Source organism: Exiguobacterium sp. SH5S4 (assembly GCF_004337045.1).
Classification (GTDB): Bacteria; Bacillota; Bacilli; order Exiguobacteriales; family Exiguobacteriaceae; genus Exiguobacterium; species Exiguobacterium aurantiacum_A.
Genome location: NZ_SJUQ01000034.1, coordinates 16,436 through 27,776 on the forward strand (window position 1 = coordinate 16,436; position 11,341 = coordinate 27,776).

Here is an 11,341-nt window from a genome sequence, read left to right on the forward strand (position 1 = left end):
AGACCCGGCTGCATGTTCAGCTGGGTCTCTATTTGTATTGCGTCACATCGCACCGCCAGATTTTATGAGGCGCGCCGAGTCCCCAGTAATGGTCGATCGTGAGTACAGGTGGACCCATCCGTTTTTCCCAGTACGTTTGGGAAGTCGGAAACCCCGCATCGAGATAAAAAATCGGCTGTCCCCTGCTCAACAGCTCGTCCATCACGTTTTTAAGCAAGAAATGACCGACCCCTTGCCGCTGCTCACTCGGCGTCACATAGATGCATCCGACTTCCGGTACGTCCGGCTCGACATCGAGATGTGCCGTGATAATCTCGTTCGGAGGAAGGATGGCCGCTGTTCCAACGATGACGTCGTCTTTTAGCACGACAAACAATTGGACAGTCTCATCATCCAAACTATCTTGAACGGTCGTATTCAAGCGCGCCACTTCCTCGTCCAACAAATCAGCGTCTTCAAACTGTTCCCGGCGGATCAAATCGCTCAGACTCTCCATAAACAAACGCTGGAGCGGTTTGACATCATCTCGTTCAAGCGGACGAAAGTTCAATATTTCCACTTCCCTCTATCCATAATCATACGTTTCCTTCTTTACCCGCGTCTCTGCCTACCGTAACGTTCGGTTGATGCGACCCTTCCACCGCCTCGAGTTGTTCGAGATGGTCATACCCGAGATGCCCGTGCGTCTTCCAGACGAGCACGATTGCCGTCGTGAACAACAAGAGCGTCAAATAAAGAAACCCGATTGAGACCTGCCCCGGCTCGATTAAGGGGACGAGGGCAAACGAGACGTTAAACGTCGTATGCAGTAAAAAAGCCGCCCATAAGTTCATCGTCGTGACGTTATATAACCACGAGATGATCAACGTAAACGATAGAATGGCGACGGCGTAAGCCCAAAACGGGAGGGATGCCTGTCCGGTGCCCGTCATCAAGAAGAGCGGAATATGCCAAACCGCCCACACCACGCCGACGAACAGGCTCGCCTGGAGCGGCGTCTTGTTGAGTTGCAGCGCGTCGAGCAAATACCCGCGCCAACCATACTCTTGTTGAATCGTTCCCCCGAGAAATAACATGTAGAGGAAGTACGGGATGACGAGCCAAGGTTCGTTCAACAGTAACGCACCGCTCGCATCGGTCAGCCAGTACGCGAGGACAAATAAGAACGGGATGAGCAACAGGCCGAACGCATAGTACTTACCAGCCATCCGCCACTCGAAGCCTCGCTTCCACAGTGTCCGCACCCCACTCCATCCGTTTTCTCGAAACGCCATATAACCGCCGGCCACGCTCGGTCCGAACGAACCGATCAAGACGGTCGCTAGAATCGGCAGGCTTGTCCACGTATAGAGCCCCCACCAGCTTAACCATGAGAACGCGAACGCGATGATGATAAACGTTATGACTTCTTTTCGTGTCGGGATCATGCGCTCCGCCTCCTTTTATATGTAGTTTACCCACTCTAGAAGCGACTTGCCTACTTCACCGGCAAAATATTTTTACCATACGAAGCAAAATGATAGGTCGGCTACTATTTGCCGAGGTATAATCAGAATTACAACAAAATCACATTTACTAGCGAGGTACACATGGAACCAGTAGTCGAACACTCGATGAGTCACAATTACTTTCTCGTGATTCTTTCTTATATTATCGCCGCCGTTTCCGCTTATGCTGCCATCGAACTGGCACGCCGCGTGAATGCGACGAATCGCTCCACCCAAAATATGTGGATTTTGGCGGGCGGTGCCACCCTCGGACTCGGGATTTGGTCGATGCACTTCATCGCCATGCTCGCTCACGAGGCGTTGCGCCCCGTCACATATTCGATCCCTCTCGTTTTACTGTCCGTCATCATTGCGATGGCCGGCTGTATCTTTGGCTTCTTGATTGTCTCGCGCCGTAAGACTCATCCTGCTTTGATCGGTGCAGGACTGTTGATGGGAATCAGCATCGCCAGCATGCATTACGTCGGTATGGACGCGATTCAAGGCGTCGCGATTTCGTATGATCCATGGTTGGCCATGTTGTCGATCATCATCGCCATCGCCGCCTCACTTATCGCCTTATGGATCGGCTTCTACTCGAAGTACGCCAAACAAAAGATTGACCTCGAGTTAAAAGTGTTCTTTTCACTGCTCATGGGCATCGCGATTTTCGGGATGCATTTCGTCGGCATGGCCGCGTCATCGTTCGCGTTCATCGAAGCGAACGGTCCGTTCGCCAATGCCGTCGAACCGTCGCTCCTCGCCTGGCTCGTCACGGCGATCACGGTCATCTTGTTTGTCATCTTCTTCTTGTCGCTCACGCTCGATCATCATCTAAAAAAACGAGAACTCATCCAAGCGACGATTCTCGATTCGACGACGGATGCGGTCGTCACGACGACGAAAGATGGTGTGATCCAGTACGCCAACACCGCGTTTTATCGTTTGTTTGATCAGACGGACGATACTTTTTTCCAAGACTATCATTCGTCCTTGACGATCAATCAACCGTTCTATGACCCGAGACGGGTCGAGATCGACGATAAGACGATTGAAGTGACGAGCTATCCGCTCAAAGGTGAAACGATGGACCAAGTGCTCTGGTTTTTACGGGACGTCTCGGAGGCGATCGCCTCACAACGTCTCGTCGAACATATGGCGTATCACGATACGCTCACTGATCTGCCGAACCGCCACAAGCTCGAACGCATCCTTACGGAACATATTCAAATCGAGGACCCAGTCGCTTGTCTTTACATCGACATCGACCGCTGGCGTTTCTTGAGCGATATGCTCGGACATCACGGCACGGACGAATTGACGATGCAAATCGCCGAACGTCTTCGCGTCACGATCCATCCAGATGACATTTTGACACGAGTCGGTGCTTCGGAATTCATTATCTTACTGTTCGATAAGCGCAGCACACTCGCCAAACAAAAAGCGGAGAAGTGTATTAAAGCGATCTCGCAGCCGTTCGATATCGACGGGACGACCGTCGAGCTCACGATGAGCGCCGGCGTCAGTCATTATCCGAAAGACACGACGTCCGCGGACGAGCTCGTCCAATACGCGCGACTCACCGTCCACGAATCAAAACGGATCGGGAAAAACCAAATTAAAGAGTTTGAAGACGAATCGAAACATCAAATTTTACGCACGGTCGAGATCGAGAAAGCGCTCATTCACGCACTCGATCGTCACGAGTTCACGCTCGTCTATCAACCGAAAGTATCGCTCACGAAAAATCGACTCGAAGGCGTCGAAGCGCTCTTGCGTTGGAATCATTTCGAACTCGGCGATGTCACACCGACCGAATTCATCCCGATCGCAGAAAACACCGGACTGATCCATCAGATCGGCAACTGGGTCATGCGCGAGTCGTGTCTCGCTTGGGTACGCTGGAACAAGTCCGGCGTCAAGCCGTTCACGCTCTCGGTCAACGTGTCACCGCTCCAGTTCGCGCGTGAAGACTTCGTCGAGACGCTCCAAATCATCTTACAAGAGACCGGCATGGACCCGATGTTCCTCGAGCTCGAAGTGACGGAATCATCGATGTTGTCGTACGAGGCGTCGACACGCGAGAAGCTCGCCCAACTTCATCAGTACGGGATTTTGATCTCGCTCGATGATTTCGGGACTGGTTACTCGTCGTTCCGCCAACTGCGCGAACTTCCGGTCCAAGTGCTCAAGATCGACCGCTCGTTCATCGTCAACTTGTTCACAGACCGCAACCAAGAAGCGATCGTCCGCTCGATGATCCAACTCGGCCATAACCTCGGCATGAAAGTGTTGATGGAAGGCGTCGAAACGTCTGACCAACTCGAATGGTTGCTCAATGAGCAGTGCGACTACGTCCAAGGCTTTTACTTCAGTCGTCCGCTTCGCGAGAAAGACGTCGTGAAGCACGTCAAATCGGTCACGACCTATATCGAGTTCGGGAAGACCCGGGCTTAACGAGACTGCAGTTCGCTGCAGTCTTTTCGTATGCAAAAAATCTCCTATGCCAGGGGGACATTCGTGCCCGAACCGCAAGCGTTTTTGAGACTTGTTCGTTTGCTGCGGTTCGTGCATGATAATAGTATATAGAGATGAAACGGAGGAACGGATATGAGCGGGCTCTTTCTCGTCATCGGCATCACCTTATCGATTCTCTCGAAATGGCTGCAGTTTAACGGACAGAACGCGCGCGGGGATATGCTCGTATTTCCGGCTGCGTTCTTTCTCGGCTTGGCGCTGTTGTTCAGCTTGCCGTTCTTTAAAGAGTGGTGGGAGGAACCATCAAAGCGACCGAAAGCGCTCCGCTTCGCCGGACTCGTCGCCGCTGGTCTGCTATCGTTCCAGTTGTTCGCCTGGATCGTTTTCGGCCAAGGCGAATGGCTCGGTGCACTGTTCTTAATCCCCTTCCTCGGCTGCCTTTACTTCATCATCCGTACGTTCAAATGAAAACGGGGAAAGCGCTCATGCGCTCCCCCATTTTCGTTCTTCTCGCAATTCGGCTTCGGTGACATAGTTGTTGTCGAGAGTGACCATGTGGCGTTCATACAAACGTTGTTCGACGATGGCAATCAAATACGCCACCAAACCAATCAACGCAAACGTTTGGAGCGAAATCAAATCCGTCAGCAGCGCATATACCCATACCAAAATGAGCGGTAGGAAGATGAGCCCGAACAATGAATTGAAGTGAATGAGCCGCCTCGCTTCCCGCGACTGTAAATACTGTTTCTTGATGTTCTCACGACGCCACATTTTCCGGAAGTCCGGCAGACTCGCTACCGCACCGAGAAACATAACCATCACCGGCGAGAGCCAGCCACATTCTAGCGAGAAAAACATGAGCCCAGCGAACACCGCTGAGATGAACGCGACCGTGGAATGCTTTGCCTCATCGAACGCCGTCAATTCACGCATCTGGCTCCGCTTATCCATATCGTTCTTCCTTTTCAATTTCCCGCGCTTCTTTAATTGCTTTGATATCTTGATCCGTCAAATAGTTCCCATCATGTTTTTGAATGATACGGTCGAGCCATTTCCCAAAGAACGTCGCGCCCCAGAAAAAGGCTTGTGATAAAAGAAATGCTTGGAACGATTGCGGCTGCGACGTTTGATTGAACACAACGATCCCGTAGTAGCCGAGAGCGACAAGTCCCAGTAAATAAGCGGTATGCCGCAGCATCAACAGCTTTCGCGCCTTCTCATTTTTCACGAAGCGGCGCCACATCCGAAAACGCATCACCTCTGTCGTGACGACGAGACTAAATATAGAGAACATGAATATCAGGAAAAATGAATCCGGCATCTCCCAATACGACGCGTAAATCAGCATGCCGATAATTGCTGACACACCGATTATGCCGACGCCCCAGCTTGTCCATTTATCCATTCGCAACACTGTATCGATCTGTTGTTTCGTTTGCGGTGATAGTTCCATTATGGTTTCATCCTTTCAATCACTTGGTCGTATGTCGGCATGTCAGGGTCAACCGCTTTCAGTTTGTTTCTAATCAATCGGTCTCGATAAGAATCGGTAAAACGCATCATAGCAAATAAAGCCCCAATCAAAAATCCGATTGAGTGATTGAGAACCAGCGCCGTCATTGAAGTCGAAAGCAATAGTGCATCCAACCAAGTCATTGCATATTGTATGCGAAGCAATTTGAGGGTTTGAAAAGTTTCTGCAAAATGACGCATGATGCGATATTCTTTATTCCCCATGATGATGAGAAAAATTGCGAGTAACCACATCAAGGGAATGAGCCAGATCTGTTCAAAGAAAAGCGCGAATAGAAAGGTGGCCATATAAACAATCCATATCGGGACACCATACCTTCGAATATTGACGACTCTCTTAACATCGTGTCGCACCTGGTCCATTTCCTCACCTCCCTATTTCTTTATATGTAGAACGCCATACATCTTCCTGCTTCATCCGCTTATCGATTCTCATCGTCATCCATCCGGCTAACACAATCACGAGTAAACCGACTGTATAGAAAACTTTCGCCCCCAACAATTCATTGCCGTTCAATGCGATAAAGAAGGCAACCGTATTCAACATGTCACTTCCCAACTGTTGGCGATAGCGATGCGTCAATTTCGGATTCAACCGTTGTCGCATCTGATAGCGACGTATATACATCACATTGACGGGAACGAGCACGAGTGCCATGTAGACGATGCCCCAAAACAGACTGTCCGTCCACCAAACGATTGGAAGAATGACGACTAGAAACATCCCTACAATCCCATACATGAGTTGTTGGAACGAACAAACCCACGTCCGTTCCTGTTCTAATCGATTTGACATCATGTCACTTCCTCCGCTTCAAGCGAGCGTAATATCGGATCATGTTGATTCAAACGGCGTGACACCGTTTCTGTCAACGTCCCCCAAATGAACACCCCGAACGCCCAATACAGGTCGTCTTGATTGAAGACCAACAGGCCACTCACTAAAATGAGTAAACCGATCGAGCTCACGATATCGTACACGAGATGTCGTCTTAACACCTTCCGCGTAGCGAAATCGACTAAACGCGCACGTCTCATCTGGTATTTCTGCACGTCTAACATGAGCATTCTGACCCCAACGAGAGTGAGAGGAATGATGAGCCACAGTTGCTTCCCAAAGAAGGATAAGACGATGGCCAATACCACGACGCTTAAAAAGATGTATCCGACCCGTGTCTGTTGCTTCTTCCAAGCCGTCTCTTGTTCAATTCGTGTCGGTTGATTCATGACTTCCCCTCCCTACTATTCTCTTATTGTATACGGAAATGAAACGGTGGGGTTTCAAGTTATCCAAATATTCCCTCAATAATCATTCGACGTTTTTCAACAATTGGCGAATGATTTACGACCGTTGCAAATTATTTCTGCTATAATGATAGCGTATTCATTCCTACAAATTGATGTGAAAGGTGCAAACATTCATGGCCCCAAAGTATAAGCAAGTCGCAGAACAGATTGAGACGGATATCGTCAATCACGTCTATCAGCATACGAACAAACTCCTCACGGAAGACGAATATGCGACGAAATACGCCGTCAGCCGCAACACGGTCCGGAAAGCGATCGAGATTCTCGTCAACAAAGGCTACGCATATCAAGTCCAAGGGAGCGGCGTCTTCGTCCGTGACCATTACGACAGCGATTATGTGAACCTCGAAAAACTCCAAGGTCTCACGAGCGACTTCAGTGGACGAAAAGTCGAGACACATGTCCTCGCTTTTGAGGAGACGACGGCAAACGAGAAAGTCGCGGAACGGATGAAGTGTCCGGTCGGGACGCCTGTCTATTACGTCAAGCGGCTGCGTCTCGTCGACGACCACCCGTTCTCGCTCGAAGATTCGTACTTCCGCAAAAACCTCGTTGTCTATCTCGATCGAAACATCACCGAGAAGTCGATCTATAACTACTTCCGTAACGACCAAAAGCTCGCCATCGGTTTTGCCGACCGCGTCATTTACGCCGATTTCTTGAATGCCGATGATGCCGCCTTACTCGGGTTGAACGAAAACGATCCGGCCCTTCTCGTCGACAACACCGTCTATTTAACGAACGGTCAAATCTTCGACGTATCGCGCTCGACACATCATTTCCGCCATGTTAAGATGCTGAAAGTCTCTAACATCAAGTCTTAAACGCACTCGAGAGGTTGATCTCGCGTGCGTTTTTTTTCGTTCACATTTTATTCAAAAAGAAAGGGTTTACATGTAAGCGGTGTCGTGCTAGTATCAAACTATAGAATTTGTACCTATGAATCTTAGTTATCCATACAAAAAAGGAGAGATATTATGGTTTCTGAAACAATCGAAATTACACCCGAAGACATCTTCGGTTTAATCGCCCTCTCAGGTGACGCGAAAGCAAGTTACCACCACGCAATGCTCCTCATGCAAGAAGGCAAGCCAGAGGAAGCAGCTGAAGCGGTGACAGCCGGTGACGCGACGTTGAAAGAAGCACACGCTATCCAAACAAAATTCGTCACGCTCGAAGCACAAGGGAAAACGGCGACAGTCGGCGTCCTCATGGTGCACGCGCAAGACCATTTGATGAACACGATCCTCGTAAAAGAGATGCTCGGCTACATGATGAACATGCAAAACGAAATCAACCAATTGAAAGGAATGGATCAAAAATGATGAAAATCGGACTCTTCTGCGCAGCAGGTATGTCAACAAGTATGTTAGTAGAAAAAATGAAAGCGGTTGCCGCTGAACGTGGCCTCGAGGCAGAAATCGCAGCCTACCCAGAATCAGAAATGGAAACGTATGTGAACGACCTCGACGTCGCTCTTCTCGGACCACAAGTGAAGTACTTGCTTTCAAAAGGCAAACTGATCTGTGAGCCAAAAGGCGTTCCAATCGACGTCATCAACACAGTCGACTACGGCATGATGAACGGAACGAAAGTACTAGACCACGCACTTAAGCTTGTAAATAAATAAACTGAGGTGACTACTTTGAAAATGCCTAAAACTTTCTTGTTCGGCGCTGCTTCGGCTTCTTACCAAGTCGAAGGCGCATGGAACGAGGACGGGAAAGGCGTCTCGAACTGGGACGTCTTCTCGAAAATTCCTGGAAAGACATTTGAAAACACGAATGGCGACGTCGCTGTCGACCATTACCACCGTTATAAAGAAGACATCGCGCTTATGGCCGAAATGGGACTCGAGTCATATCGCTTCTCAATCTCATGGCCACGTATCTTCCCGAACGGTTCTGGCGAAGTCAACGAGAAGGGCCTCGAGTTTTACAACAACTTGATCGACGAGTGCTTGAAGCACAACATCGTACCGTTCGTGACGCTCTACCATTGGGACCTTCCACAGGCACTTGAAGAAAAAGGCGGTTGGCGCAGCCAAGAGACAGTTGACGCATTCGTTCGTTTCGCCGATACTTGTTTCCAATCGTTCGGCGACCGTGTCCGTCACTGGATCACGTTCAATGAAGCGGTCATCTTCTGCTCGCTCGGCTACTTGTCAGGAGCACACCCACCAGGTATCGAAGGTGATGTCAAAGCGTACTTCCAAACGACACATAACGTCTTTGTCGCTCACGCCCGTTCAATCGAGCTCTTCAAAGAAGCCGGTTACGAAGGTGAGATCGGCATCACACACGTGTTCAGCCCATCGTTCAGCATCGACAACGACCCGGACAACAAGTTCGCCGAGATGCATGCGAACGAATATGCGACACACTGGTTCTATGACCCGATCTTGAAAGGGACTTACCCTGAGTACGTGGTCAAAGGACTTAAAGAGAAAGGCCTGCTCCCTGACTGGACGGAAGAAGAACTCGACCTGCTCAAACGCACGGCTCCGATGAACGACTTCATCGGTCTCAACTACTACTGCCCGCAACGCGTCATGAAAAATGACACAGCGCTCGTCATGGCCGGTGGCCGTGAGAACTCGACGGGCCGCCCAGGTAACCCATCGTTCGACGGCGTCTACAAGACAGTCGAGATGGAAGACAAGGTTTACACGAAGTGGGGCTGGGAAATCGCGCCAGACGCGTTCCTCGAAGGGCTCCGCATGCTCAAAGCTCGTTACGGCGACGTCAAGATCTACATTACAGAGAACGGTCTCGGTGATGTTGACCCAATCGTCGGCGAAGAAATTATGGATACACCGCGGATCGAGTACATCGAAAGCCACTTGCGTGCCGTGAAACATGCCGTTCAAGAAGGCATCAACGTTTCAGGTTACTACGCTTGGTCGGTCATCGACCTCCTCAGCTGGCTCAACGGATATAAGAAGCAATATGGCTTCATCTATGTTGACCACGCTAACGGTCTCGCCCGCAAGAAGAAACAGTCGTTCCATTGGTACAAAGAGATCATCGCCACGCGCGCTGAAGACCTATAAGGAGGTTTCCCCATGAGCCGCTTAGAAAGAGTATTTGAAAAGTTCACTCCAGGTTTCGTTCGTTTTGCGAACGCAAAGCCCGTCCTTGCAATTAAGGACGGATTCATCCTGACAATGCCGATGACGATCATCGGTTCACTGTTCCTGCTTATCTTGGCACTACCGATTCCAGGTTGGGCCGAGTTCATGTCAGGATTATTCGGAGCCGATTGGACGCTCCCACTCACGCAAGTCGTCGGTGCGACGTTTGACATCCTCGCTTTAATCGGGGTATTCGGAATCGCCTACTCGTACGTCAAAAACGAAAAGATTGAAGGCGTACCAGCTGGTATCCTCGGAATCATCTCGTTCTTGATCATCACACAAGCTTCTGTCCTCTCTGAATCAGGAGAAGCAGTCAACGGAGTCATCCCGAAAGTATGGACAGGTGGACAAGGTGTCCTCGCTGCCATCGTCGTCGGTTTAGTCGTCGGATTCATTTATTCGCAATTCATCAAACGCGGGATCAGCATTAAAATGCCTGACGGTGTCCCACCTGGTGTTTCGAACTCATTCTCGGCACTCGTTCCTGGTCTTGCGATCATCGCACTTGCTGCTGTGACATTCGCTGTCTTCCAAGCAGTTGCAGAGCGTACGTTCACAGAAGTCGTCTATGACGTGCTTCAATCACCACTTCAAAACTTGACAGACACGCTCGCAGGAGCAGTCATCATCATGGTTCTCATGTCAGTCATGTGGTGGTGTGGAATTCACGGTGCCGCAATCATCATGGGTATCATGGGGCCACTCCTTACAGCAAACGCGCTTCAAAACCAAGCACTCATCGATGCGGGTGAAACACTCGTTGCCGGTGAGAACGCGAAAATCGTTACAATCCAGTTCCTCGACGTCTTCACGAAGCTCGGTGGTTCAGGAATCACGATCGGATTCATCATCGCCACACTTATCGTCGCCCGTTCGGCTCACTTGAAACAGCTCGGTAAGCTCTCGCTTGCACCAAGTTTGTTCAACATCAACGAGCCGGTCATCTTCGGGATGCCGATCGTGTTCAACCCGATCATGTTCGTACCGTTCGTTATCGTACCTGCAATCGCATCGTTCATGGTGTACTTCTCAATCCTTTGGGGCTGGGTCGATCCGTTCAACGCACTTCAAGTGCCATGGACGACACCACCGATCATCTCTGGTTTCTTAATCGGCGGATGGCGTGCAGCGCTCTTGCAGATCGTCACGATCGCAATGGCAGTAGCCGTCTACCTCCCGTTCGTCCGCATGCAAGACCGCGTCTCGTACGGTGAAGAGTTGAAAGCACAAGAAGAAGCAGAAAAAGCGTCAGCCTAAGTAAAAAACGACGAGGCTGGGACATAACTCAGTAGATTTATAAGAAAGAGGCCACCGGGAGCGACTTGTTCGCTAACGGTGGCCTCTTCTCATTTTTATGGGTTCGTTCACGCATTTCGGACTAAACAGATAGGGGCGA

14 protein-coding genes are annotated in these 11,341 nt (G+C 50.1%); 7 read left to right on the plus strand and 7 right to left on the minus strand.

Features of this window, described 5'->3' with window-relative positions; translation table 11 throughout:
• Positions 1-28: 28 nt before the first annotated feature.
• Together EVJ32_RS14465 and EVJ32_RS14470 are read right to left on the minus strand one after the other, a co-directional pair.
• Positions 29-550: a GNAT family N-acetyltransferase gene (locus tag EVJ32_RS14465; RefSeq protein WP_131458899.1), complete on the minus strand. Its 522-nt coding sequence runs from the start codon at positions 548-550 to the stop codon at positions 29-31.
• A gap of 25 nt (positions 551-575) precedes the next feature.
• A complete protein-coding gene (locus tag EVJ32_RS14470; RefSeq protein WP_131458900.1) occupies positions 576-1,427 on the minus strand; it encodes a CPBP family intramembrane glutamic endopeptidase in 852 nt (283 codons plus the stop codon).
• A 162-nt stretch (positions 1,428-1,589) separates the two neighbouring features.
• Here EVJ32_RS14470 and EVJ32_RS14475 point away from each other — a divergent pair, with 162 nt between their 5' ends.
• Both EVJ32_RS14475 and EVJ32_RS14480 read left to right on the plus strand, forming a co-directional pair.
• Complete coding sequence (locus tag EVJ32_RS14475) at positions 1,590-3,944, plus strand: bifunctional diguanylate cyclase/phosphodiesterase (protein WP_236639525.1); 2,355 nt, start codon at positions 1,590-1,592, stop codon at positions 3,942-3,944.
• 153 nt (positions 3,945-4,097) lie between these two features.
• On the plus strand, positions 4,098-4,433 hold the full coding sequence (locus EVJ32_RS14480; RefSeq protein ID WP_131458901.1) for a hypothetical protein: 336 nt from the start codon (positions 4,098-4,100) through the stop codon (positions 4,431-4,433).
• Between the two features lie 15 nt (positions 4,434-4,448).
• Here EVJ32_RS14480 and EVJ32_RS14485 read toward each other — a convergent pair whose 3' ends face one another.
• Genes EVJ32_RS14485 through EVJ32_RS14505 form a run of 5 tightly spaced genes read right to left on the minus strand, consistent with a single transcriptional unit; the run spans position 4,449 to position 6,728 of the window.
• On the minus strand, positions 4,449-4,919 hold the full coding sequence (locus EVJ32_RS14485) for a hypothetical protein (protein WP_131458902.1): 471 nt from the start codon (positions 4,917-4,919) through the stop codon (positions 4,449-4,451).
• A complete protein-coding gene (locus EVJ32_RS14490; RefSeq protein WP_131458903.1) occupies positions 4,912-5,421 on the minus strand; it encodes a hypothetical protein in 510 nt (169 codons plus the stop codon). Before EVJ32_RS14490 ends, EVJ32_RS14485 begins: the two co-directional genes overlap by 8 nt.
• Complete coding sequence (locus tag EVJ32_RS14495; protein WP_131458904.1) at positions 5,421-5,864, minus strand: hypothetical protein; 444 nt, start codon at positions 5,862-5,864, stop codon at positions 5,421-5,423. Before EVJ32_RS14495 ends, EVJ32_RS14490 begins: the two co-directional genes overlap by 1 nt.
• A 4-nt stretch (positions 5,865-5,868) precedes the next feature.
• Complete coding sequence (locus EVJ32_RS14500; RefSeq protein ID WP_131458905.1) at positions 5,869-6,297, minus strand: hypothetical protein; 429 nt, start codon at positions 6,295-6,297, stop codon at positions 5,869-5,871.
• Positions 6,297-6,728: a hypothetical protein gene (locus tag EVJ32_RS14505; protein WP_131458906.1), complete on the minus strand. Its 432-nt coding sequence runs from the start codon at positions 6,726-6,728 to the stop codon at positions 6,297-6,299. Before EVJ32_RS14505 ends, EVJ32_RS14500 begins: the two co-directional genes overlap by 1 nt.
• A gap of 194 nt (positions 6,729-6,922) precedes the next feature.
• Between EVJ32_RS14505 and EVJ32_RS14510 the strand changes: the two genes are divergently transcribed.
• The 5 genes from EVJ32_RS14510 to EVJ32_RS14530 all read left to right on the plus strand — a co-directional run bounded on the left by EVJ32_RS14510 (position 6,923) and on the right by EVJ32_RS14530 (position 11,202).
• Positions 6,923-7,633 (plus strand): GntR family transcriptional regulator, encoded by a 711-nt coding sequence (locus EVJ32_RS14510; protein WP_131458907.1) that lies wholly within the window; start codon positions 6,923-6,925, stop codon positions 7,631-7,633.
• Between the two features lie 153 nt (positions 7,634-7,786).
• Positions 7,787-8,134 (plus strand): PTS lactose/cellobiose transporter subunit IIA, encoded by a 348-nt coding sequence (locus tag EVJ32_RS14515; protein ID WP_070329089.1) that lies wholly within the window; start codon positions 7,787-7,789, stop codon positions 8,132-8,134.
• The gene (locus EVJ32_RS14520) at positions 8,131-8,439 is read left to right on the plus strand and encodes a PTS sugar transporter subunit IIB (protein WP_131458908.1); all 309 of its coding nucleotides are present in this window, start codon (positions 8,131-8,133) and stop codon (positions 8,437-8,439) included. The genes EVJ32_RS14515 and EVJ32_RS14520 overlap by 4 nt, the downstream gene beginning before the upstream one ends.
• Before the next feature lie 15 nt (positions 8,440-8,454).
• A complete protein-coding gene (locus EVJ32_RS14525) occupies positions 8,455-9,861 on the plus strand; it encodes a glycoside hydrolase family 1 protein (RefSeq protein WP_131458909.1) in 1,407 nt (468 codons plus the stop codon).
• Positions 9,862-9,873: 12 nt separating this feature from the next.
• Complete coding sequence (locus EVJ32_RS14530; protein ID WP_131458910.1) at positions 9,874-11,202, plus strand: PTS sugar transporter subunit IIC; 1,329 nt, start codon at positions 9,874-9,876, stop codon at positions 11,200-11,202.
• Positions 11,203-11,341 lie beyond the last annotated feature (139 nt).